This is a genomic window from Geodermatophilus sp. URMC 60, assembly GCF_053502585.1.
Map to the genome: position 1 here is coordinate 3,880,512 of NZ_CP199958.1, position 23,248 is coordinate 3,903,759.

General features: G+C 73.4%; 22 protein-coding genes. 6 read left to right on the plus strand and 16 right to left on the minus strand.

Annotation, left to right across the window (positions count from 1 at the left end; all coding sequences use genetic code 11):
* Positions 1-78: 78 nt before the first annotated feature.
* The 8 genes from ACWIX3_RS18310 to ACWIX3_RS18345 all read right to left on the minus strand — a co-directional run bounded on the left by ACWIX3_RS18310 (position 79) and on the right by ACWIX3_RS18345 (position 7,266).
* On the minus strand, positions 79-1,206 hold the full coding sequence (locus ACWIX3_RS18310) for an NAD(P)/FAD-dependent oxidoreductase (RefSeq protein ID WP_448608771.1): 1,128 nt from the start codon (positions 1,204-1,206) through the stop codon (positions 79-81).
* A gap of 5 nt (positions 1,207-1,211) precedes the next feature.
* A complete protein-coding gene (locus ACWIX3_RS18315) occupies positions 1,212-1,409 on the minus strand; it encodes a ferredoxin (RefSeq protein WP_448608772.1) in 198 nt (65 codons plus the stop codon).
* Position 1,410: 1 nt separating this feature from the next.
* Complete coding sequence (locus ACWIX3_RS18320) at positions 1,411-2,622, minus strand: cytochrome P450 (protein ID WP_448608773.1); 1,212 nt, start codon at positions 2,620-2,622, stop codon at positions 1,411-1,413.
* A 214-nt stretch (positions 2,623-2,836) separates the two neighbouring features.
* Positions 2,837-3,805, minus strand: coding sequence for a quinone oxidoreductase family protein (locus ACWIX3_RS18325; RefSeq protein WP_448608774.1), 969 nt, complete (start codon positions 3,803-3,805; stop codon positions 2,837-2,839).
* Between the two features lie 122 nt (positions 3,806-3,927).
* The gene (locus tag ACWIX3_RS18330; RefSeq protein WP_448608775.1) at positions 3,928-4,287 is read right to left on the minus strand and encodes a hypothetical protein; all 360 of its coding nucleotides are present in this window, start codon (positions 4,285-4,287) and stop codon (positions 3,928-3,930) included.
* A gap of 48 nt (positions 4,288-4,335) precedes the next feature.
* On the minus strand, positions 4,336-5,199 hold the full coding sequence (locus tag ACWIX3_RS18335) for a DODA-type extradiol aromatic ring-opening family dioxygenase (protein WP_448608776.1): 864 nt from the start codon (positions 5,197-5,199) through the stop codon (positions 4,336-4,338).
* Positions 5,192-6,055, minus strand: coding sequence for a citryl-CoA lyase (locus tag ACWIX3_RS18340; protein WP_448608777.1), 864 nt, complete (start codon positions 6,053-6,055; stop codon positions 5,192-5,194). Before ACWIX3_RS18340 ends, ACWIX3_RS18335 begins: the two co-directional genes overlap by 8 nt.
* Positions 6,052-7,266 carry a CaiB/BaiF CoA transferase family protein gene (locus ACWIX3_RS18345; protein WP_448608778.1) on the minus strand — a complete coding sequence of 405 codons (1,215 nt, stop codon included), beginning with the start codon at positions 7,264-7,266 and terminating at the stop codon, positions 6,052-6,054. The genes ACWIX3_RS18340 and ACWIX3_RS18345 overlap by 4 nt, the downstream gene beginning before the upstream one ends.
* Before the next feature lie 234 nt (positions 7,267-7,500).
* Between ACWIX3_RS18345 and ACWIX3_RS18350 the strand changes: the two genes are divergently transcribed.
* Both ACWIX3_RS18350 and ACWIX3_RS18355 read left to right on the plus strand, forming a co-directional pair.
* A complete protein-coding gene (locus tag ACWIX3_RS18350) occupies positions 7,501-8,997 on the plus strand; it encodes an amidohydrolase family protein (protein ID WP_448608779.1) in 1,497 nt (498 codons plus the stop codon).
* 195 nt (positions 8,998-9,192) lie between these two features.
* A complete protein-coding gene (locus tag ACWIX3_RS18355) occupies positions 9,193-10,020 on the plus strand; it encodes an IclR family transcriptional regulator domain-containing protein (RefSeq protein ID WP_448608780.1) in 828 nt (275 codons plus the stop codon).
* A gap of 240 nt (positions 10,021-10,260) precedes the next feature.
* Here ACWIX3_RS18355 and ACWIX3_RS18360 read toward each other — a convergent pair whose 3' ends face one another.
* The 8 genes from ACWIX3_RS18360 to ACWIX3_RS18395 all read right to left on the minus strand — a co-directional run bounded on the left by ACWIX3_RS18360 (position 10,261) and on the right by ACWIX3_RS18395 (position 19,501).
* Positions 10,261-11,181: an AEC family transporter gene (locus ACWIX3_RS18360; protein ID WP_448608781.1), complete on the minus strand. Its 921-nt coding sequence runs from the start codon at positions 11,179-11,181 to the stop codon at positions 10,261-10,263.
* The gene (locus ACWIX3_RS18365) at positions 11,178-12,116 is read right to left on the minus strand and encodes an ATP-grasp domain-containing protein (RefSeq protein ID WP_448608782.1); all 939 of its coding nucleotides are present in this window, start codon (positions 12,114-12,116) and stop codon (positions 11,178-11,180) included. Before ACWIX3_RS18365 ends, ACWIX3_RS18360 begins: the two co-directional genes overlap by 4 nt.
* The gene (locus tag ACWIX3_RS18370; RefSeq protein ID WP_448608783.1) at positions 12,113-13,642 is read right to left on the minus strand and encodes an aldehyde dehydrogenase (NADP(+)); all 1,530 of its coding nucleotides are present in this window, start codon (positions 13,640-13,642) and stop codon (positions 12,113-12,115) included. The genes ACWIX3_RS18365 and ACWIX3_RS18370 overlap by 4 nt, the downstream gene beginning before the upstream one ends.
* A 56-nt stretch (positions 13,643-13,698) precedes the next feature.
* Positions 13,699-14,871, minus strand: a complete 1,173-nt coding sequence (locus tag ACWIX3_RS18375) for an L-talarate/galactarate dehydratase (RefSeq protein ID WP_448608784.1) — start codon at positions 14,869-14,871, stop codon at positions 13,699-13,701.
* Between the two features lie 48 nt (positions 14,872-14,919).
* The gene (locus tag ACWIX3_RS18380; protein ID WP_448608785.1) at positions 14,920-16,275 is read right to left on the minus strand and encodes an enolase C-terminal domain-like protein; all 1,356 of its coding nucleotides are present in this window, start codon (positions 16,273-16,275) and stop codon (positions 14,920-14,922) included.
* Positions 16,269-17,561, minus strand: coding sequence for a glucarate dehydratase family protein (locus ACWIX3_RS18385; RefSeq protein WP_448608786.1), 1,293 nt, complete (start codon positions 17,559-17,561; stop codon positions 16,269-16,271). The genes ACWIX3_RS18380 and ACWIX3_RS18385 overlap by 7 nt, the downstream gene beginning before the upstream one ends.
* On the minus strand, positions 17,561-18,475 hold the full coding sequence (kdgD, locus tag ACWIX3_RS18390; protein WP_448608787.1) for a 5-dehydro-4-deoxyglucarate dehydratase: 915 nt from the start codon (positions 18,473-18,475) through the stop codon (positions 17,561-17,563). Before kdgD ends, ACWIX3_RS18385 begins: the two co-directional genes overlap by 1 nt.
* 132 nt (positions 18,476-18,607) lie before the next feature.
* On the minus strand, positions 18,608-19,501 hold the full coding sequence (locus ACWIX3_RS18395) for a LysR substrate-binding domain-containing protein (protein WP_448608788.1): 894 nt from the start codon (positions 19,499-19,501) through the stop codon (positions 18,608-18,610).
* Positions 19,502-19,641: 140 nt separating this feature from the next.
* Between ACWIX3_RS18395 and ACWIX3_RS18400 the strand changes: the two genes are divergently transcribed.
* Genes ACWIX3_RS18400 through ACWIX3_RS18415 form a run of 4 tightly spaced genes read left to right on the plus strand, consistent with a single transcriptional unit; the run spans position 19,642 to position 23,223 of the window.
* On the plus strand, positions 19,642-20,649 hold the full coding sequence (locus tag ACWIX3_RS18400) for a tripartite tricarboxylate transporter substrate binding protein (RefSeq protein WP_448608789.1): 1,008 nt from the start codon (positions 19,642-19,644) through the stop codon (positions 20,647-20,649).
* Entirely contained in the window at positions 20,646-21,302 is a 657-nt protein-coding gene (locus ACWIX3_RS18405; RefSeq protein ID WP_448608790.1) for a tripartite tricarboxylate transporter TctB family protein, read from the plus strand. The genes ACWIX3_RS18400 and ACWIX3_RS18405 overlap by 4 nt, the downstream gene beginning before the upstream one ends.
* Positions 21,303-21,310: 8 nt before the next feature.
* Positions 21,311-22,837, plus strand: coding sequence for a tripartite tricarboxylate transporter permease (locus tag ACWIX3_RS18410; protein WP_448608791.1), 1,527 nt, complete (start codon positions 21,311-21,313; stop codon positions 22,835-22,837).
* Positions 22,834-23,223: a universal stress protein gene (locus ACWIX3_RS18415; protein ID WP_448608792.1), complete on the plus strand. Its 390-nt coding sequence runs from the start codon at positions 22,834-22,836 to the stop codon at positions 23,221-23,223. The genes ACWIX3_RS18410 and ACWIX3_RS18415 overlap by 4 nt, the downstream gene beginning before the upstream one ends.
* Positions 23,224-23,248 lie beyond the last annotated feature (25 nt).

Below are 23,248 nucleotides of genomic sequence, written 5' to 3' on the forward strand. Positions count from 1 at the left end.
CGTCCACTCAAGTGTCTGGGTCTCGTTCGAACGTGTCAAGGGACACATTCCCGCGGTCGGCGCCTCGGCGGCTGCCGCTCAGACCGCGGTCAGCAGCTTGCGCAGCTTGGTGATCGACAGCGGGCTGTCGACGCCGGCCGCGCCCACCGGCGTGCCGTGGGCATCGCGCCAGCGCAGTACCGTGCCCGACGACGCGGGCACCTGTTCGGGCGTGCCGGTCCTGGCCACGGTGCCCACGAGCTTGACGTGGTGCCCGAACTGCTCGGTCCAGAAGTACGGTCGCGGCACGTGGGGCACGCCGTACCCGAGCAGCACCTCGACGGCGGTGATCGCCTGGTCGAAGGCCGCCTGCCAGTACGGGCTCCGCGACGCCCCGGCGTCCCCGGGGAACGCCACGCAGTCACCCGCGGCGACGATCCCGGGTCCGACCCGGAGGCACTCGTCCACGACCAGCCCGCGGGGACCGGCGTCCAGGCCGCTGCCCTCGAGCCACTCGACGTTGGGCCGGCAGCCGACGGCCACGAAAGCCACGTCCCCGTCGACCCGGCTCCCGTCGGCGAGCACGGCGACCGGGCGGCCGGCGCCGTCCTGCTCCAGGGCGCCCACCGGCTGACGGACGATCCGCACGCCGGCTGCGGTGGCCGCCTCGACGAGCAGCCCGGCGAGCTGGCCCCCGAGGAGCGCCTCCATCGGAGGCGTGTCGCTCACCAGGGTCACCTCGGCGCCGAGCTCCCGGCCGACCGAGGCGACCTCCATGCCGAGCGGTCCGCCGCCGACGACCAGCAACCGGGCTCCCTCACGGATGAGCTGACCGAGGCGCTGTGCGTCGTTGAGGTCCCGCAGGGTGAAGACGCGGTCGCCGCCACCGGGCAGGGTCCGGGCCCGCGCCCCGGTGGCGATGACCAGCCCGTCGTACCCGACCTCCCGCCCGTCGGCGAGGCGGATGCGGCGCGCGACCGGGTCCAGACCGGCAGCGGGTACGCCCAGCAGGAGCTCGACGTCTTCGAGTGCGGGCAGGTACGCCGACTCCGGGGTGTCGGTCCCGGTGAGGACCGCCTTGGACAGCGGTGGCCGGGCGTAGGGCGGGTGGGCCTCGCTGCTGATCAGCGTCACGCGTCCGCCGTGCCCCCGGTTCCGGAGGGTCCGCGCCGCGGTGGCGGCGGCGATGGACCCGCCGACGATCACCACGTGACCGTCCGCGGGCACCGGGGTCACTGCACGACCCGCAGCGCCGCAACCGGGCACGCCGCCGCACCGCGAGCGGCGTCGGGCGCCAGCTCCTCGGGGACGTCCTGACCCTCGAACCGGTAGATCAGGTCACCCTCGTCGTCGAGCTCGAAGACGTCCGGCGCCTGGTCCTCGCAGAGGCCGTGCCCCTCGCAGCGCTTGTAGTCGACCTCGATCTTCACGTCAGCTCTCCTGCGTCGTGGCGGCGACGTCCACCGTGACGTCGACCTTGGCGAAGGCGCGGATCAGGTTGTTGAGCGCACGCTCGGTCTCCCCGAGGTGGAACCGGGTCACCCGCTTGGCGAGGGCGCGGAGCAGCGACTCGGCCTCCATCCGCGCCAGCCCCTGACCCGCGCACCCGTGCTCGCCCATGCCGAAGCCGAGCTGGTGGACGGCGTTGGCACGGGTGACGTCGAACTCCTCGGGCCGCTCGAACGTCCGCTCGTCCCGGTTCGCGGACGCGTAGATCACCAGGACGCGGGACCCCTCGGGGATCTGCACGCCGCCGATCTCGGTGTCCTCGGCGGCGAGCCGGCCGAACGAGCGGATCGGCGACTCGATGCGCACGACCTCGTTGACCGCGTTCGGGATGAGGCCGGGGTCCTCGCGCACCTGGTCCCACTGGTCGGGGTTCTGCGCGAACAGCCAGACGGCGCTGCCGACGGCGCTGATCGTGGTGTCCAGCGAGGGCGCGAGGTAGTCGAGCATCAGCATCATGGCCTGCTCGGTGGAGATCGCGCCCTGGTCACGGGCCTCGATCACGCCGGCGCCGAGGCTGCCCGGCAGGACGTTCTGCGTGCGGACGATCTCCGCGCCGAACGCGGCCATCTCGCCGCACTGCGGCAGGGCCGCCTGCGTCCGGGCGTTCATCGGACCGAAGGAGTCGAAGTTGGCGCCGGCCCAGCGCAGCAGGTGCTCACGGCCCTCCTGCGGCCAGCCGATGAAGTCCGGCACGATCGACAGCGGCAGGGCACGGGCCAGGTCGGCGACCGCGTCGAAGGAGCCCTTCTCGACCAGGCCGGCGACGAGCTCCTCGGCCTTCCCCGCGACGGTCTCCCGCATGGGCCGCAGCGCGCGCGGGGTCAGCCGGTGGGCCACCACCTGGCGGAGGTGCGCGTGCAGGTCGCCGTCACTGGCCAGCGTGCACCCGAGGATCGCCTGGTTGGCGGGCTCGTTGAGCGCGATCCCGTTGGCCGACCGGAAGGTGGCGGAGTCCATGAGGACGGCGCGCGCCTCGTCGTAGCGGGACACGGCATACGCCCCGTGCTTCTCGAGCCAGACCGCCGGGCCGAGCTCGCGCAGCGCGCGGTAGTGCTCGTACGGCTCGAGGAGCGCCTCGTCCGTGTAGATGTCCTCCCCGTAGGCCGGGGCGGTGGTCGGGGCGGTCGTGGTCATGAACGAGGGGTCCTTCCAACGCGCGGAACCGCTGCTGTGCGGGAGTGGACAGTTGTCCGTCTCGCGGACAGTGGGACGATGCCCGACCGTTCAGGGCTGTGTCAAGGAGCACATCGGTCGCGAGCAGCCGCGGGATCGTGGCAGCGACACCGGCCTGCCGCGCCTGGGACCCGACGGCCTGCTGACCCACGGGGACGCGGTCAGGACGAGGTCGTCAGGGGGTGAGCACCAGCCGGTGCCCGGCGCCGCGGGCCGTGGCCGTCCACGCCTGCTCGGCCTCCTCGAGGGGCAGCACGCGGTGGTCCACGGCCAGGACGCCGCGCTCGGCGTGCTGCAGGACGGCGGTCAGCGCCTGTGCCCGCTGCTCGGCCGAGAGCGCGTTGTTGGTGTAACCGAGGATCTCGGCGCTGCGGCCGCGCAGCACCGAGGAGGAGAAGGCCGCCTCGTCGCCTGAGGCACCGCCCAGGTTGACCAGCCGGCCGAACGGCGCGAGCACCCGCGCGGCAGCGGTGGCCGCCGTGCCGAACACCGGGTCGACGACCAGGTCGACACTGCCGCCGCACGCCTCGCGCAGTCGCGCGGTGAGCTCGTCGACGTCGTCGGTCGACGGGACGACCTCGTCGGCCCCGGCCCGCCTCGCCCGGTCCTGGGACGCCGCCGACCGCGCCACCGCCACCACCCGGGAGGCTCCGATGACCCGGGCCGCGCCCACCGCCACCTGGCCGACCGCACCGCCGGCACCGAGCACCAGGACCCCCTCCCCCGCCTGCAGCCGGCCGCGCCAGGTCAGCGACATCCAGGCCGCCACGGCGGACAGCCCCAGGGACGCCACCACCGCGTCCGGCACGTCCGCCCGGATCGGCACCACGTCGGCGTCCGCCACCGCGCACATCTCCGCGAGGCTGCCGTCTCCCGGCGCCATACCGGCCGAGGTGGCGAAGAAGACGCGGGTGCCCACCGGGTGGGCGTCCGAGGACTCCACCACGCCGACCCCCTGGACCCCCGGGACGTACGGCGTCGCGGGCCGTCCGAAGTACGACGTCCCGGAGGCGCAGAGCTGGTCGAGCGGGACGACCGGTGCCGCGGTCACCCGCAGCAGCGTCCGACCCTCCCCCGCCTGCGGATCGGGGCGCGTGCCGAACACCGGCGGGGAGCCGGGGCTCTGCAGGACGGCGGCGCGCATGGCGGTGGCAACTCCTCGGGAGGCGGGGCCGCCCCCGCCCCGGTGGCAACCGGGACAGGGGCGGCAGGTCGGTCAGGGCCGCGCCGGCTCAGGTGGCGATGCGGCTCAGGTGGCGATGCGGCTCAGGTGGCGATGTCGGGATAGGGCATGGAGATGTGCTCCATCGCCTTGCCGTAGGCCTTCTGGTACTCCAGCGGCCCGTGGTCGCGCTCGAACATGGCGATGAACAAGGTGAGCGTGAGGAACGGGTGCGCGCCCATCTGGAAGAGGGTCACGTGGTCGTGCTCCCGCAGCGCCCTGCGCTCCTCCTCGGTGAACGACAGCCAGGTGGACTTCTCGGCGTCGATGCAGTTGAGGATCTTGTTGGCCATCTCGGCCTCCCACCACTCCACCGTGCCCGCCGGGTCCTCCCGGTAGCGCTCGACCAGCTCGGGGTCGCGGTCGACGGTGAAGAGGAACTTGTCGAGCAGGTACTTGCTCATGCCGGTGTCTCCGTTCGGTCCCTGTCGCAGTCGTCGCTGTCCGCGGCCTCAGGCCGGAGCCCCGTCGGGGTACCAGGTGAAGTAGGCCTCCATGGTGTGGAAGAGGTCCAGCGTGTCGACGTGGTCGGCCTTCTGGCCTTCGCCGGCGACGCCCATCATGAGCATGAAGTCCATGAAGCCGTGGGTGGCGTTGCCCGGGTGGTGCAGGCTCTCCAGGCTGACCTCGGCCAGGCAGCCCTCGATGTCGCCGCTGGCGATCCACTCGACGGCCTTGCGGTCGAACTCGGGGTCGGGCCCGTGCTCGCCGAACTGGCGCGGGCCGCCGAGCTCCAGCGACAGGTGACCGGTGCCGATGATCGCCACCCGCTCGTCGCTCTCCCAGGACTCCACCATCTGGCGCAGCGCCTTGCCGAGCTCGACGAAGCGCTTCGGCTGCGGCAGCGGCGGGGCGAAGATGTTGGTGTAGACCGGCACGATCGGCAGGTCCGCTTCGGGCCGCAGGGCGATGATCGGGCACGTGATGCTGTGGTCGATCCGCAGCTCGTTGCTGAAGGCGAGGTCGAAGCCCCGGTCGAGGCCGTCCCGGAGGATGTGCGCGGCGAGGTCCTCCTGACCGCGCAGCTTGAGCCGCGGGAGTCCGAACTCGCGCTCCTCGTTGTACCAGTTGGCGTCGAACCAGGGCGCCTTGCCGACCAGGAACTGCGGCATGTTGTCCAGCCACAACTGGTGGAAGTGGTCGCTGCCGACCATCACCAGGACGTCGGGCTCGGCCCGGTTGAGCGTCGCGGCGAAGGCATCCTGCTTGGCGACCCACTCGTCGGCGAACGGCGGCCGGTCCGCGCCGGTCGACGTCTTGGCCCGGTAGAAGAACGGGTGGTGCGTGGACGCGATGACCGCGGCGACTTCAGCCATGACGACCTCCAGTGGTGTCGATGTCCGAGGTGGTGCCCGGGAGGGGATCCGGGACGTAGGGGTCCGGGGCGACGGAGCGGTTGTTCAGGTCCACCGACAGGAAGACCTCGTTGGCCACCGGGTTCCGCAGCTCCTCGGCGAGCTGACCGACCAGCCCCGCGGTGCGGGCGAGCAGGGCGAACCCGCGCAGGAGCTGCAGCGGGAGACCGAGGTCGGCCAGCGCGGCGCCGCAGACACCGGCGCCGTTGAGCGGCAGGGTCTTGCCGAGGACCTGGGGGTGGACCCGGCCGATCGCGGCGAACAGCGAGAGGTGCGGGCCGTACAGCCCCTCCTCCGCGGCGATCTGGAACAGCCGCGGGGTTCGCGGGTCGCCCTGCTTGTGCACGTGGTGGCCCAGGCCGGGCACGAACCGCCGGGCCGCACGCTGCGCGGTGACCGTGTCCGACGCCAGGGCGTCCCAGCCGGCGTCGTCGGTGGGCAGCGCGCCGTCGACGGAGGTCAGGACGTCGTGCAGGAAGCGGCCGCAGTCCTCGGTGACCCCCAGGAAGCGCGAGCCGCCACCGAGCAGGCCGGCCGCCAGCGCTCCCTGCACCGAGTCCGGCGCGGACAGGTAGGTCAGCCGGGTGACGATCGCGGTCGGGGTGAAGCCGTGGTCGGCGAGCGCGGCCAGCACGGCCTCGAAGACCCGGGTCTCCCCCTTGGTCGGCCGTCGCTGGGTGGCCAGCCAGAAGGCGAGCTCCCCGAAACCGACCTCGCCCATCACGTCCCGAGCGAGGTCCTGGCCCAGCAGGGTGATGCTCTCCAGGCTCGAGGCCCCGAGCGCAGTCGGGTACACCGGCCGGTCGGCGTCGGTCATGCCGAGCGCTCCCTGTCGTCGCTGCTCGCGCCCACGGGCGCCGACAGCCAGCGGCGGATCTCCGCACCGTGCTCGTCCAGGCCCGGCGGCGGCAGGCGGTACTCCGCCGCGGTCTCGGAGAAGGTGATCGGGTTGCGGACCGAGGGGACGGCGGCGTCGCCCTCCCCCACCGTGACGACCGGGTCCAGGCCGACCTCCTCGGCGAACGCGACGCCCTGGTCGACGGTGTTGATGGGCCCGCACGGCACCCCGGCAGCGATGATGTCGCGGAACCACTCGTCCTTGGTACGGGTGCGCAGCCGCTCCACCAGCAGCGGCCGCAACTCGTCCCGGTTCGCCGTCCGGTCCTCGTTGCGGAGGAAGCGCGGGTCGTCGGCGAGCTCCGGCACACCCAGCACCTCGACCAGCTTGCGGAACTGCCCGCTGTTGCCGGCGGTGATGATCAGGTCCCCGTCGGCGCAGGCCAGGGGCTCGTAGGGGAACAGGCTGGGGTGGCTGTTGCCCATCCGGAACGGGACCACGCCGCCGGCGACGTAGGCACTGGCGTGGTTCACCAGGCCCGACAGAGCCGAGGAGAGCAGGTTGACCTCCACGTGCTGCCCGCGGCCGGTCTCGTGCCGGACGTTCAACGCACTGAGGACCCCGATCGTGGCGTGCAGCCCGGCCATCACGTCGAAGACCGAGATCCCCGCGCGGTACGGGGACCCGTCCGGGTCACCGGTCAGGCTCATCAACCCGGATATCGCCTGGACGATGAGGTCGTAACCCGGCAGCGCCGCACCCTTCGGGCCGCTGCCGAAGCCGCTGATCGAGGCGTAGACGACGCCCGGGTTGTCCTCGGCGACGGTCTCGTAGTCGAGGCCGAAGCGGGCCAGCCCCCCGGGCTTGAAGTTCTCGACGAAGACGTCCGCGCGGCGGGCCAGCTCACGCGCGGCCGCGCGGTCGTCCTCGTCCTTGAGGTCCAGCGCTATCGACCGCTTGTTGCGGTTGACACCGAGGTAGTAGGTGGCGACCCCGTCGCGGACCGGCGGCGCCCAGCTGCGCGTGTCGTCGCCCGCCGGGCTCTCCACCTTGACCACCTCGGCACCCAGGTCGGCCAGCAGCATCGTCGAGTAGGGGCCCGCGAGGACACGGGAGAAATCGGCGACCAACAGCCCCGCCAGAGGCCCCCGCCCCGTCCGGGCGCCGGGAACGGGTTCGTGTGCGGTCATCGTGGTGCACCCCTCCTCGCTGCCGACCGCTATACGGACGACGGTCCGCGTTTCCTGTCCGATCCTTCGGCGAGTACCCCTCAGTGTCAAGCGACACTCGTGCCCCCGGTCGGGGTTGCCCGACCGGCCACGACCTTGACAGCGGCGCTCCGAGGCCAGCATCGTGGCGACTCCGTCATGCTGACCGGTATACGGACGCAGGTCCGCAGTCGGTGTGCGGCTCGAGGAGGAACGATGACCAATCCTGACGCCGACACGCCCGCTCCGCAGGCGGGTCTACCCGTGCTGCTGCGTGGCGGCACGGTGCTGACGATGGACGACGGGTCCACGGTGCTGGAGAACGGCGACGTCCTCGTCGTCGACGACCGCATCGCCGCCGTCGGCACCGCCCTGGACGTGCCCGAGGGCACCCAGGAGATCGACGCCCGCGGCGGCATCGTCATGCCGGGCATGATCGACACCCACCGGCACATGTGGCAGACCGCCATGCGCGGCTACGGCGCCGACTGGACCCTCACCCAGTACTTCGTCTGGTACTACCTCGAGCACGGCAAGCACTTCCGCCCGCAGGACATCGCCGCCGGCAACCGGCTGGCCGCCCTCGAGGCGCTGGAGTCCGGCGTCACCACGGTCGTCGACTGGTCGCACGGCCTGCAGACCGTCGACCACGCCGACGCCGCCGTCGACGCGCTGCTGTCCGTCCCCGGCCGGTACGTGCTCGCCTACGGCAACATCCAGGCCGGGCCGTGGGAGTGGACCGCCGACCCCGAGGTCCGCCGCTTCCTCGGCCGGCGCCGCACCGGCACCGGTGACCGGCTGGGCTACCAGATCGCCTTCGACGTGACCGGCGACCCCGCCTTCCCCGAGAAGGCCGCCTTCGAGGCCGCCCGCGAGCTGGGCCTGCCGGTGACCACGCACGCCGGCGTGTGGGGAGCGACGAACGACGACGGCATCCGGCTGATGCACGAGCACGGCTTCATGACCCCGGAGACCGTCTACGTCCACGCCGCGTCCCTCTCCCCCGACTCCTACCAGCGCATCGCCGCGACGGGTGGATCGATCTCGGTGTCCACCGAGTCGGAGCAGAGCGCGGGCCAGGGCTACCCGCCCACCTGGCAGGTCCGCCGGTACGGCATCCCGGTGTCCCTCTCCATGGACACCAGCGTCTGGTGGAGCGGCGACCTCTTCTCCGCGATGCGCACGACGCTCGGTGCCGACCGGTCCCGCCAGCACTTCGAGGCGCACCTCAAGGGCGAGACCGTCACCCACCTGGCGCTGCGCGCTCAGCACGTGGTCGAGTGGGCCACGCGCGGCGGCGCCCAGGCCCTGGGCCGGGACGACCTGGGCACGCTCGAACCGGGCAAGAAGGCCGACGTCGTGCTCGTCAAGAACGACGCGTCGCTGGTGTCGTTCCCCCTGCTCAACCCCTACGGCCACGTGGCGTTCCAGGCGCAGCGCGGGGACGTGCACACCGTGATCGTCGACGGCCGGGTCGTGAAGCACGCGCACCGACTGGTCGACGTCGACGTCGCCGCGGTCCGGCGGGAGGTCGACGCCACGGTCGAGCACCTGCGCTCCAGCCTCGGCGACGAGGCCTGGGCACAGGGGATGTACCCCGACCTGCCCACGACCGAGGTGCTCGACAACCCGTACCAGTACACCGACTACAGGTCCGAGTCGACGCACGCGGCGCGCGAGGGCGTCTTCGAGGAGCACCTGTCCGAGAGTTGACCCGGACCACCCGCCACACCTGCACCACGGCGGGGCCGACGTGACTCGACCGCTGGCGGTCGGGGGGACGAACGGGTGCACTGAGCCGGATGCGACGCGGACCGCGCCGCATCCGGCCGGCCCGGAGCGGGCACGGGAACGGGGACCTGATGCCTCCGGGGGGACACCGGAGGACACCACGAAGGGGGAAGTGAGATGGCGGGACGGGGCACCGGGCCGGACTTCGTCGAGGCCCTGGCACGGGGGCTCGACGTGCTGGCCTGCTTCAGTGCCGACCACCGGACCATGTCGCTCACCGAGGTGGCCACGGAAGCGAGACTGGCGCGGCCGACGGCCCGCCGGCTGCTGCTGACGCTGGAGGAACTGGGCTACGTCCGTCCGGTGGGCGCCTCCTTCGAGCTGACCCCGAAGGTGCTGACGCTCGGGATGGCCTACGTCAACGCCCTCGGCCTCTGGGACATCGCCCGACCGCACATGGAGGAGCTCGTCGGTCGCACCGGGGAGTCGTCGTCGATGTCCCAGCTGGACGGCTCGGACATCGTCTACGTCGCTCGGGTGTCGGTTCCGAAGCTCATCGCCATCCGCGTGGAGATCGGCACCCTGTTCCCCGCGGCGCAGACGTCGCAGGGCAAGGTCCTCCTCGCCGCACTGTCCTCCGACGAGCTGGCCAGGACGCTGGCCGAGCCCAGCCGGGCCGGGCTCCCCCCGTTCATCCGGCGCTCGCCCGACCAGCTCCGCGACGAGCTCACCGAGGTGCGCGCCCGGGGATGGGCCCTCGCCGACGAGGAGCTCGCGCCGGGGATCCGCTCGGTCGCCGTCCCGGTTCGCGACGGCACCGGAGCCGTGCGGGCTGCCATGAACGTCACCGTGCACGCCGCCGAGACCCCGATCGAACGGCTCCTCTCGGAGCACCTGCCGTTGCTCCTGCGCACGGCCGGCAACATCAGCGCCGAGTGGGCCCACTGGCAGAGCCAGCCCCGCCTCGAGGTCACCCGCGAGACCGACAGCTCGGCGACGGCCTGACCGTCCGGCCCCGGGACCGCGTCCCACGCTCCGGAGCCTGCTCTGCCCCGCCTCGGTGGTGCGCAGAACGGCCCGGGCGCTGCGGCACGGACGGCCATCGGCCCCGCCCACCATGCTCGTCGGTGCGGTTCACCGAGGCGCTGGGCCGAGCCGTACCCCGCCGCCTGGCCGGTACGGCGCCGGCGGGACAGGTGGCCTGACGGCCACCGGCGAACCGAACCGGATGCCTCGACGGTCCGCTCAGCCGATCAGCAGGGCGATGCCGACCAGCACCGGGACCGACAGGACGGTGCTCAGCAGGACGACGTCCCGGGCGAGCAGCGTGCCGCGGTCGTGGGTCGCGGCGTAGACGAAGACGTTCTGCGCCGTCGGCAGCGCCGAGGTCACCGTGACCGCCAGCAGCGCCACCCCGTCGAGGCCGGCGACCCAGCGGCCGAGGGCGTAGGCCAGCGCGGGTTGCCCCACCGTCTTGAGCGCCACCGCCAGCCAGACCGGCCCGGCGCCCTCACCGGACGCCGGCCGCGGCGCGCCGTGCAGGCTCATCCCGTAGGCGAGCAGGGCCGCCGGCACGGCCAGCCCGGCGGTGAGCTCGACCGGCTGCAGCACCAGCGCCGGCAGCTCGACCCCGGTCGCGGCGACCAGCACGCCGAGGGCGCAGCCGATGACGACCGGCGTGGCCAGCGGCCGGGTCAGGACCCGCCAGCGGGACCGCCCCTGCGCGCCCGACCCGGCCAGCACGGCCAGGCCGACCGGGGCCATGACCAGCACCTGGAACAGCAGCACGGGTGCGACGAACGAGGCGTCGTCCAGCACGTACACCGAGATCGGGACGCCGAGGTTGCCGGCGTTGACGTAGGAGGACGCCAGCCCACCCGCGGTCAGCTCGGCCGGCCGCAGCCGCCAGCGCCACCGCGCCAGCCCGACGAACAGCAGCGCGGCCAGCACCGCGCTGCCGGCGGTGGCGACCAGTGCGGGCGACACCAGCACGCCGGGATCGGCGTCGGCGAGGGTGAGCAGCAGCAGCGCCGGGGTCGCGACGACGTAGGAGAGCGTCGACAGCACCGCCGCGGCATCCCGCCCGAGGGTGCCGGTACGGGCGACCAGCCAGCCGACGGCGATGACCGCGGTGAGGGCGGCGAAGCCCCCCACCACCCCGTTCACGCGGCGATCGCGTCCCCGACCGCACGGACCAGCCGGGGCAGCGCCTCCGGCGGGGCCTGCGGGAGGAACAGGTTGGGCTCGGTGAGCTCCACCTCGAGCACCACCGGCCGGCCGGCGGCGTCGGCGACGAGGTCGATCCGCGCGTAGAGCAGCGGCGCGGCATCGCGCCCCCGCGAGGAGAGGGCATCGCGCCCCCGCGAGGGAAGGGCATCGCGCCCCCGCGAGGGAAGGGCATCGCGCACCAGCGCGGGGACGGCGTCGACCACCGCCTGCGCCACCTCCCGCTGCTCGGGCGTCGCGGTCGCCGGCCGCACGCCCCGGCGGCCGCTGCGGTCCTGCCGCACGCCCTCACCGCGGCCGAGCATCGGGGGCTTGCACGCGGCGTGCGAGAACCGCCCGCCGAGGAACAGCAGCGCCGTCTCCCCCGCGTCGTCCACGCTGGCCTGGTACGGCTGCACCATCGCCGTCCGGCCGGCCGCCATCAGCTGCGCGGCGTGCGCCAGGACGTCGCCGGGGTCGGTCCAGCGCGCGGTGTCCCGGGCGCCCGCGGACACCGACGGCTTGACCACCCATTCCCCCGCCTCCGGCAGCTCGGCGGCGCTCGTCGGGTCCCACACGGTGGGGACGACGGGGAGGCCGGCGCGCTCGACGTCGCGCAGGTGCGTTTTGTCGGTGTTCCAGCGCAGCACCGCGGCCTCGTTGCGCAGCCGCGGCACGGCGCCGGCCCAGGCCAGGAACTCGGCCCGCCGCCAGGCGTAGTCCCAGCAGGAGCGCACGACGGCCATGTCGTAGCCGGCCCAGTCGACCGCCGGGTCGTCCCAGCGCACGCAGTCCACGGTGAGCCCGGCCCCCTGCAGCGCCGGCGCGGCGAGCGGGAGGTCGGGGTCGAGCCGCAGGCCGCGCTCGGAGCTGACGAGGGCGACCCGGGGGGTCACCGGGGCAGGACCAGCACGCCGTCGATGCGCCGCGGGATGCCGGTGAAGTCGTCGGTGAGCTCGGCCGGGAGCACCTCCTGCGGGGCGCCCTGCCAGGTGACCGGGCGCAGGAACCGGCGGATCGCCGTGGTCCCCACCGAGGTGTGCTGGGAGTTCGTCGACGGCCAGGGGCCGCCGTGGTGCTGCGCCCAGGAGACCGCGACCCCGGTCGGGTAGGCGTCGTAGACCAGCCGGCCGGCACGGGTGCGCAGCTCCTGCGAGACGGCGAGGGGCAGGTCGGTCTCCCCCGCGCCGCGCAGCACGGTGGCGGTCAGCGAGGACGGCATGGCCTCGAGCGCGGCGAACAGCTCCTTCTCGCCGTCGTAGCGGGCCACGACCGACACCGGCCCGAAGCACTCCTCGGTCACCTGCTCGGGTAGCGCGGCGGCGGTGGTCTGCAGCAGCCGGGGCACGGCCTCGAACCCCCGGCCGGAGGGGTCGCCGCCGCGGGCGATCTCCTCGACGCCCGGCGCCCCGGCCAGGCCGTCGGAGATGCGGCCGTAGGAGGCCGCAATGCCCTCGTTGAGCAGCACCGGGGCGCTCGTGCCGCGCACGGCGTCGGCCATCGCGTCGACGACGGCGTCGCCCTCGGGCCCGGCCGGCACGAACGCCAGGCCCGGCTTGGTGCAGAACTGACCGCCGCCGAGGGTGAAGGAGCCGACCAGCTCGGTGCCGATCGTCGTCCCCCGCTCGGCGGCAGCAGACGGCGTGACGACGACGGGGTTGAGGCTGGACAGCTCGCCGAAGAACGGCACCGGGTCGGGGCGCCGCTCGATGATCTCGATCAGGGCGCGGCCGCCGTTGACCGAACCGGTGAAGCCGACCGCGCGGATGGCGGGGTGGGCGACCAGGTCGGCACCCCCCTGCAGGCCGTGCACGATGCCGAGCGTGCCGTCGGGCGCCCCGGCCTCGCGGGCGGCCGCGTCCAGGAGGTCGAACACCAGCTGCGAGGTCGCCGGGTGCGAGCCGTGCGCCTTGACGACGACGGGGCAACCGGCCGCCAGCGCCGAGGCGGTGTCGCCGCCCGGGACGGAGAAGGCCAACGGGAAGTTGCTCGCCCCGAACACCGCCACCGGGCCGATCGGGACGAGCATCCGGCGCAGGTCCGGGCGCGGGCCCATCGGGGTGTCGCCCGGGTGGTCGATCGCCGCCTCGAGGTAGCTGCCCTCGTCGAGCACCTCGGCGAACAGCCGCAGCTGGTAGCAGGTGCGGGTCAGCTCGCCGTTGAGCCGCGTCGGGCCGAGGGCGGTCTCCCGGTCGGCGACGGCGACCACGTCGTCCCGCCGGGCCTCCAGGGCGTCGGCCAGGGCGCGCAGCAGCGCCGCACGGCCGGCGCGGCCGAGGGCGTCCAGGCCGGGGGCGGCGGCGAGCGCGGCGGCGCAGAGCCGGTCCACCTCCGCGGTGGTCGTCTCCTGGGCGACCACCTCGACGGCCTCGCCGGTTCGGGGGTCGGTGCTGACGACTCCGCGGTCGGGGGATGTGGACACGGGTGCCTCCTGTGCGGTGGTGCGGGGTCAGCGGATGGCTGCGGTCGTGCGGGGAGTCAGCGGATCGCGCCGACGGTGACGCGGTCGACCGTCCAGGCGCGGGCCTGCTCGCTGAGCGTGATGCCCAGGCCCGGCCGGTCGGAGATGTACATGCGCCCGTCGCGGGTCTCCAGGCGCTCGTCGAACAGCGGGTACAGCCAGTCGAAGTGCTCCACCCACGGCTCGCGGGGGTAGGCCGCCGCCAGGTGGGCGTGGATCTCCATGGCGAAGTGCGGGGCGAGCTGCAGGTTCGCGGTGTCGGCGAGGGTCGCGAGCTTGAGGAACTGGGTGATGCCGCCGATGCGCGGGGCGTCGGGCTGGAGGACGTCCACGGCGCCGTGCCGGATCAGCTCGGCGTGCTCGGCGACGCTGGTCAGCATCTCGCCGGTGGCGATCGCGGTGTCCAGCGAGCGGGCGAGCTGGGCGTGGCCCTCGGCGTCGTAGGCGTCGAGCGGCTCCTCGATCCAGACCAGGTCGAACTCCTCCAGCCGGCGGGCGACCCGCATGGCCGTGGGCCGGTCCCACTGCTGGTTGGCGTCGACCATCAGGGGCACCCCGTCGCCGAGGTGCTCGCGGACGGCGCGGACCCGGCGCAGGTCCTCCGCCGTGTCCGGCAGGCCGACCTTGATCTTGATGCCGCCGATGCCCTGCTCCAGGGTCCGGGTGGCGTTGTCCCTCACCTGCTCGACCGACTCGTGCAGGAAGCCGCCGGAGGTGTTGTAGCAGCGGACCGAGTCGCGGTGCGCGCCCAGCAGCTTGGCCAGCGGCAGGCCGGCGCGCTTGGCCTTGAGGTCCCACAGCGCGACGTCGATCGCGGCGATGGCCTGCGTCGAGGCGCCGCTGCGGCCCACCGAGGCGCCGGCCCAGACGAGCTTGGTCCACAGCCGGCCGATGTCGCTGGGGTCCTCGCCGATCAGGTCGGGCGCGACCTCGCGGGCGTGCGCGAACTGCGCCGGGCCGCCGGCCCGCTTGGAGTAGCTGAAGCCGACGCCCTCGTGGCCGGCCTCGGTGGTGACCTCGGCGAAGAGGAACGCCACCTCGGTCATCGGGCGCTGCCGGCCGGTGAAGACCTTGGCGTCGCTGATCGGGTCGGGCAGCGGCAGGGTGACCGAGGACAGGGTCACCGACTCGATCCGGTCGAGCACCGCCGGGGCGGTGGCGCGCTGCGGTGCGGGGACGGTCGTCGTCATGTCGGGGCTCCGGTCTTCGGTCAGCGGACGAGGCTCAGCGGACGAGGCTCAGCGGACGAGGCAGGGGCGCTTGGGGTCGAACGCCCAGCCGGGAACGAGGTACTGCATCGCCACGGCGTCGTCCCGGGCACCGAGGCCGTGCTCCCGGTACAGCTCGTGGGCCGCGGCGACGGCGTCCCGGTCGAGCTCGACACCGAGACCCGGCGTGGTCGGCACGGCGATCGCGCCGTCCCGGATCTGCAGCGGCTCGCGGGTGAGCGCCTGCCCGTCCTGCCAGATCCAGTGCGTGTCCAGCGCGGTGATCTGCCCGGGGGCCGCCGCCCCGACGTGGGTGAACATCGCCAGCGACACGTCGAAGTGGTTGTTCGAGTGCGAGCCCCAGGTCAGCCCGAACTCGGAGCACAGCTGGGCGACCCGGACCGAGCCGCGCATGGTCCAGAAGTGCGGGTCGGCCAGCGGGATGTCGACGGCGTTCGATCGGACGGCGTGCGCCATCTGCCGCCAGTCGGTGGCGACCATGTTGGTCGCCGTGGGCAGGCCGGTCGCCCGCCCGAACTCGGCCATGACCTCGCGGCCCGAGTAGCCGCCCTCCGCGCCGACCGGGTCCTCGGCGTAGGCCAGCACGCCGTGCAGGTCGCGGCAGAGCTCGACCGCCTCGGCCAGCAGCCAGCCGCCGTTCGGGTCGAGGGTGATCCGGGCGTCGGGGAACCGCTCCGCCAGTGCCCGGACGGCGGCGACCTCCTCCTCGCCGGCCAGCACGCCGCCCTTGAGCTTGAAGTCGGAGAACCCGTAGCGGGCCTGCGCCGCCTCGGCCAGTGCGACGACCGCCTCCGGGGTCAGCGCCGGCTCCCGGCGCAGCCGCTCCCAGTCGTCGGCCGGGTCGGCCTCGGACAGGTAGGGCAGGTCGGTGGCCGACCGGTCCCCGACGTAGAAGAGGTAGCCCAGCATCGGCACGGCCTCGCGCTGCTGGCCCTCCCCCAGCAGCTCGGCCACCGGGACGCCCAGGTGCTGGCCGAGCAGGTCGAGCAGCGCGGACTCCAGCGCGGTGACCGCGTGGATCGTCGTCCGCAGGTCGAAGGTCTGCAGGCCGCGGCCGTCGGCGTCCCGGCCCGCGAAGGTGGTCGCCACCTGCCGCAGCAGGCTGCCGTACCGGGCGACCGGCTGCCCGGTGAGCAGGGCGCCGGCGTCCTCGATGGTGCGGCGGATCGACTCACCACCGGGCACCTCGCCGACGCCGGTGCGGCCCTGGCTGTCGGTGACGATCGCGATGTTGCGGGTGAAGAAGGGGCCGTGCGCGCCGCTGAGGTTCAGCAGCATGCTGTCGTGCCCGGCGACGGGCACCACCTCGACGCGCGCGACGGTGGGCGTGCGGCCGGTCATCTTGTCCTCCACAGGGGTCACCACCGGGGGCTCCGGGTGGTGTACGAGGGGTCGATCCGCTGCATGTAGCCGGTGTCGTCGCGCTCCCGCAGGCCGCAGTCGAGGTACTGCTGGTGCAGCCGGGCCAGGCCGTCCGGATCGAGCTCGACGCCGAGCCCGGGTGCGGTCGGCACCGCCACCGCACCGTCCACGAACTGCAGGACCCCCGGCACGACGACGTCCTCGGCCGGGTCCTTCCACGGCCAGTGGGTGTCGCAGGCGTAGTCGAGGTTCGGCGTCGCCGCGGCCAGGTGCGTCATGGCGGCGAGGCTGATGCCCAGGTGGGAGTTGGAGTGCATGGACAGACCCATGCCGAAGGTCTCGCAGACCGCCGCCAGCGACTGGGACCGGCGCAACCCGCCCCAGAAGTGGTGGTCGGACAGGACCACCTGGACGGCGTCCTGCCGGACCGCCGGCGGCAGGTGCTCGAAGGCGACGACGCACATGTTGGTCGCCAGCGGCATCGGGACCTCCTGGGCGACCGCGGCCATGCCCTCGATCGTCGGCGTGGGGTCCTCCAGGTACTCGAGGACACCGTCGAGCGCCCGGCCCACCTCGATCGAGGTCTCGACGGTCCAGGCCGCGTTCGGGTCCAGGCGCAGCGGGTGGTCGGGGAACTCCGCGCGCAGCGCCTCGATCGCGGCGACCTCCTCCTCGGGTGGGAGGACGCCTCCCTTGAGCTTGATCGCGGTGAACCCGAACTCGTCGACCATGCGCCGCGCCTGCGCGACCAGGGCGCCGGGGTCGAGGGCAGCGCCCCACTCGTCGTCGGGAGCGCCCGGGTGGCCGGCCCACTTGTAGAACAGGTAGGCGCTGTAGGGGACGGCGGAGCGCACCGCCCCGCCGAGCAGGTCGCTCACCGGGCGGCCCAGGAGCTTGCCCTGCATGTCGAGGGCGGCGACCTCGAAGGGCGAGGACACCCGGTCGGCGGTCGCCGACCCGGTGACCATGCCGCTCATCCCGTGCCCGCCGCGGCCGTCGTCGGCCGAGAGGGACCGCAGCACGCGCTGCCGGAGGCCGGGCAGGTCGAAGACGTCGAGCCCGACCAGCTCGTCGGCGGCCCGGCGCAGCCGGGTCAGGTGCGGGAGGTCGCCGTAGGACTCACCGAGCCCGGAGACGCCCGCGTCGGTGTGGACCTGCACGACCGACCGGAGCGCGTGGGGCTCGTGCACGCCCACCGCGTTGAGCAGCGGCGGGTCCCGGAAGGCGACCGGGGTGATCTCGACCCGGGTGACGCGCGCACCCGCGGTCGGCCGGGGAGGGACGGACATCAGGAGACCTTGTCGACCAGGGCGGCGAGCTCGGCCCGCTCGGCCTCGGTGAGGTCCGACAGCGGCGGGCGGACCCGGCCGCCGTCGCGCCCGACCGCGGTGAGGCCGGCCTTGACGATGGAGACCGCGTAGCCCCGGGCCCGGTCGCGGATGTCGAGGTAGGGGATCACGAAGTCGTTGAGCATCCGGTAGACCGCGGCGCGGTCCTGGGCGCGCACGGCGGCGTAGAACCGCAGCGCGAACTCGGGCAGGAAGTTGTAGAGCGCCGAGGAGTAGGTGCTCACGCCCAGCTGCAGCAGTGGCAGCGCGAAGGTCTCGGCGGTGGGCAGCCCGCCGACGTAGATCAGCCGGTCGCCGACGCGGGCGTAGGTGCGGGTCATCTGCTCGATGTCGCCGACGCCGTCCTTGAGGCCGATCAGGTTGGGGTTGCGGTCGGCGACCTCGGCGACGGTGGCGTCGGTGAGGACGGCGTTGGCACGGCTGTAGACGATGACGCCGAGGTCGGTGGCCCGGCAGACGGCGCTGACGTGGTCGGCCAGGCCCTGCTGGCTGGCCTCGGTGAGGTAGGGCGGGAAGAGCAGCAGCCCGGAGGCGCCGGCGGCCTGCGCGGCCTGCGCCTGGGCGACGGCGACGGCGGTGCCGCCGGTGGCCGGGGCGAGGACCGGGACGCGGTCGGCCACCTCGTCGACGGCGACGCGCACGACCCGGTCGATCTCGGCCGAGGTGAGCGAGAAGCCCTCACCGGTGCCGCCCGCGGCGAACAAGCCGGCGACGTCGTAGCTGGCCTGCCAGGCCAGGTGCTCCCGGTACCGCGCCTCGTCGAACTGCAGCTCGGCGTCGAAGTGGGTCACCGGGAAGGAGAGCAGGCCGGACTTCAGCCGGTCAGCGAGGGCGTCCGGGGGCAGCAGCGTCACGGGAGTGTCCTTGGGTCCGACGGGTCCGCAGCCGGATCCTCCGGCGGTGCGGGCTGTGGTCGGGGCCACCGTAGAAACGACAGACGATGCACGTCCAATCGCCTTTGCGCATCGCGCGATGCCCGGTCGGTATCAGAGTCGACCGGCCCGCTGCTGCAGCACGGCGAGCGCCCGCCACAACGCGGGGTTCTTCGAGTCCTTGGCCCAGAGCAGGTGCAGCTCGACCGGTTCGGGCACCGGCGTCTCCAGCCGGACGAACGCCACGCCCTCGATCGGCAGCCGCGCCGCGGACTGCGGGACGAAGGCCACCCCGCGGCCGGCCGCCACGAGCCAGAGCATGGTGAGCACCTGGCTCACGGTGTGCACGGTGTTCTCCGCGGCGATGGGGACGAGACCGGCCACCAGGTCGTAGAAGTACCTCGCCTTGGTCGGCGAGTGCATGACGACCGGCGTCGACGTGAGGTCCGCGGCGGTCACGGGGCGCCCGAACCCCAGCAGCCGGTGCCCCACGGGCGCGGCCACGAGCAGCGCCTCGCGGTGCAGCAGCCGGTGCCCGAAGGCGTCCTCGTCGAAGGGCGGGCGCGCGAGGCCCAGGTCGACCTCCTCGTTGAGCAGCCCGGCGACCTGCTCGCGGGTCACCATCTCGGCCAGGTCCACGTCGACGTCGGGCAGCTCGGCCGCCAGGTCGTTGAGCAGCTGGCCGAGGATGCCGTAGGTCGAGGCGGCGGTGAAGCCGATCCGCACCACGCCGCTGGCCCCCGACGACACCCGCCGGGCGAGCTCGGGCGCGGAGTCGGCCAGGCCGAGCAGCCGGCGGGCCTCGACCAGGAACACCTGCCCCGCGGCGGTGAGGGTGACCCGGCGGTTGTCCCGCTCGAGCAGCTGGGCGCCGACGACCCGCTCGAGCTTCTGGATCTGCCGGCTCAGCGGCGGTTGGGTCATCTTCAGCCGAGCGGCGGCCCGGCCGAAGTGCAGCTCGTCGGCGACGGCGACGAAGCCGCGGAGTTGCTCCAAGGTAAAGCCCATGCAGTCAAGGTATCAATCGATGCCTCAATGGATTTGGACAGGCATGAGCCGGCCTTCCTAGGCTCGCCGACGACCCGGCGTCCGTGATGCCACTCACACCACCTGCGGCCCGGCCACGGCTGCTCTCCGAGGAGAACGACATGACGACGAACACCCGCGCGCGCCGGTGGGCGACGGCCGGTACCGGCCTCGCCCTGGCCCTGTCGCTGGCCGCCTGTGGCGGCAACGTCGGCGGCGGCAGTTCCGACGCGGCCGCGTACCCCGACGCCCCGGTCACCATCCTGGTCGGCGCCGACCCCGGTGGCAGCACCGACCTGATCGCCCGCGCGGCGGCCGAGGGCATGTCCGACGACCTCGGGGTCGCGGTCACCGTCGAGAACCGCCCCGGAGCCAACGGTGCGCTGTCCCTCGAGGAGCTCGCCGGCGAGGAGCCGAACGGGCAGACCCTGGCGATCTTCAACGGCAGCCTCGCGTACATCACGCCGTTCGCGGTGTCCGAGGACGAGGCCGTCTCGATCGAGGACTACGAGGTGGTCCGCGGGCTCTCGCTCGACGACTACGTGCTCGTCACCGCCCCGGACTCGGGCTTCGCGACGGTCGAGGACCTGGCCAACGCCGGCCGGCCGGTCACCTTCGGCACCACCGGCGTGGGCACCGGGAGCCAGCTGTCCCAGGAGCTGCTGTTCAACCAGGCCGGCATCGAGGCGACCTCGGTGCCCTTCGACGGCGGCGCCCCCACCCTCACCGCGGTCCTCGGTGGCCAGGTCGACGTCGGCTCGATCCAGCTGGGCGAGGCCATCGAGCAGATCGAGGCCGGTGAGCTGACCCCGATCGTGACCTTCGCCGAGGAGCGGCCGAGCTACCTGCCGGACACCCCGACCGCGATCGAGGCCGGCTACGACGCGCCGGTGCAGCAGTCGCGGGCGCTCGTCGCCCCGCAGGGCACGCCTGCCGAGGTGGTCGACCGGCTGAACCAGGCGCTGGACGCGACCTTCGAGACCGAGGCCTACCAGCAGTTCAACGCGGACAACCAACTCACTCCCTGGGAGGTCGACGGCGCGCAGGTGACCGAGGAGTACACCTCCAACCTGGAGAAGTACCGCGCGCTGATCGAGCAGTACGGCATCGACCTCGGCTCGGAGCAGTGAGCACCGCCCACGGCGGGGCCCCCGTGCCCGGGAGCCCCGGCGGCCGCTCGGCCGCCAGGGCCACCCCGGCAGGCCACCCGCAGCCCGAGGGCACGACCGCTCCCACCACCTCCGGGCCCGGCCCGACGGACCTCGATGACCTGCCGCTCGAGGAGATGAGCCTCGAGGAGGCCATCCACCGGGTCGAGGAGGCCGAGCACGAGGGCCGCCCACCGGTCGCCGGCACGCTCAGCAACCTCGTCACGGCCGTCGCGGTCATCGCCCTGGGTGTGACCGCCCTCGCCGGCGCGGCCGGCCTGGGCCTCGGCGCCGCCGCGGCGCCCGGCCCGGGCACCTGGCCGATGCTGGTCGCCGTCGTCACCGTGCTGATCGGCGTCGCCCTGGTCGCGACCGCCCGCCTGGCACACGACAGCGAGCGTTTCACGCGCAGCAGCCTGCTCGTGCTCGTCGGGCTCGCCACGATGGTGGTCTTCGTCGTCCTGCTGCCGGTCATCGGCTTCGAGATCCCGGCCACGCTGCTCTGCTTCGTGTGGCTGCGCTTCCTGGGCGCCGAGAGCTGGCGGATGTCGCTGGGCCTGAGCGTCGGCCTGGTCGTCGCGTTCTACGTCATCTTCGTGGGCGCCCTCGGGGTGCCCATCCCCCACCTGTTCTAGGAGTAGCCGTGGACTTCGCCCCGGTGCTCGACGGCTTCAGCGTCGTGCTCGAGCCGGTCAACCTCCTCTACTGCCTGATCGGTGTCGTCATCGGCATGCTGGTCGGCGTCCTGCCCGGCCTCGGCCCGGCGGCGACCATCGCCATCCTGCTGCCGATCACCTTCGGCATCGAGCCGGTGACGGCGATCATCATGCTCGCCGGCATCTTCTACGGGGCCCAGTACGGCGGCACCATCACCTCGGTGCTGCTGCGGCTGCCCGGTGAGGCGTCGTCGGTCGTCACCGTCTTCGACGGCTTCGCCCTCGCCCGCCAGGGGCGTGCGGGGACCGCGCTGGGCATCGCCGCCATCGGTTCCTTCGTGGGCGGCACCGTCTCGATCGTCGCGCTGACCCTGGTTGCCCCTCTGGTCGCCGGCTTCGCGCTCGACTTCGGCCCGCCGGAGTACACCGCCCTCGCGCTGCTGGGCATCCTGCTCGTCGCCACCGTCAGCGGTGGCAGCCGGCTCAAGGCCGTCGTGGCCGCCTGCGTCGGCCTCCTCCTGGCGACGGTCGGCCGCGACACGTTCACCGGCGTCGAGCGGTTCACCTTCGGCGACCTGAACCTGGCCGACGGGCTGGACTTCGTCCCGATCGCGATGGGCCTTTTCGGCCTCGGCGAGATCCTCTACAACCTCGAGGAGCGGCACCGCACGGTGCACGCGCCGGCCAAGGTGGCCAACGTCTGGCCGTCGACGCAGGACCTCAGGCAGTCCTCGGGCGCGATCGGCCGCGGCTCGGTGCTCGGCTTCTTCCTCGGCATCCTCCCGGGCGGCGGCGCGACCATCGCCTCGCTGGCCGCCTACGCGCTGGAGAAGCGCCGGTCGAAGACGCCCGAGCGGTTCGGCAAGGGCGCCGTCGAGGGCGTCGCCGCACCGGAGTCGGCGAACAACGCGGCCGCGACCTCATCGTTCATCCCACTGCTCACCCTGGGCATCCCGGCCAACGGGACCATGGCGGTCATCTTCGGCGCGCTGCTGATCCAGGGCGTCGCCGTCGGCCCGCAGCTGGTCACCCAGGAGCCCGACCTCTTCTGGGGCGTGGTCAACTCGATGTACATCGGCAACATCCTGTTGCTGATCATGAGCATCCCGCTGGTCGGCCTGTTCGTCCGGATCCTGCGGGTGCGGCCGGCGATCCTCGCGCCGATCACCGTGATGATCACGCTCATCGGCGTCTACACGGTGAACAACAGCGTCTTCGACATCGTCCTGGTGATCGCGTTCGGCGCCCTGGGCTACGTCATGAAGAAGCTGGGCTTCGAGCCGGGCCCGCTGGTGCTCGCCTTCGTCCTCGGCTCGCTGCTGGAGGACTCGCTGCGCCGCTCGCTGCTCATCTTCGAGGGCGACCCGACCGGCTTCCTGACCCGGCCGATCTCCGGGACGCTGCTGGTCCTCTTCGTGCTGGTCGCCCTCCTGCCGGCGATCCAGGTCATCCGCCACCGCCGGCGCGCCACGGCCCACGCCGTCGCCGCCACCGACCACAAGGAGCTCGTGTGACCGTCCTCGTCGCCTACGTCCCGACGCCCGAGGGGGACGCGGCCTTCGCCGCGGCCGTCGAGGAGGCGGCCCGCCGCGGGGAACGGCTGGTCCTGCTCAACAGCCCGCGCGAGGGTGCCCCGATCAGCACGGCCATGGCCGGGGAGGACACCGTCCGCACACTCGGCGACCGGGCCTCGGCCGCCGGCGTCGAGCTCGACGTGCGCCAGCAGGCGCACACGGGCGACACGGCCGACGAGGTGGTGCGGGTCGCCGGCGAGGTCGACGCGTCGATGATCGTGATCGGCATGCGCCGCCGCTCCCCGGTGGGCAAGCTGCTCATGGGTAGCACGGCCCAGCGGATCCTGCTCGACGCCGATCGCCCGGTGCTCGCCGTCAAGCCCTGACGTCCGCGGTCCACCGGCCGGCCGG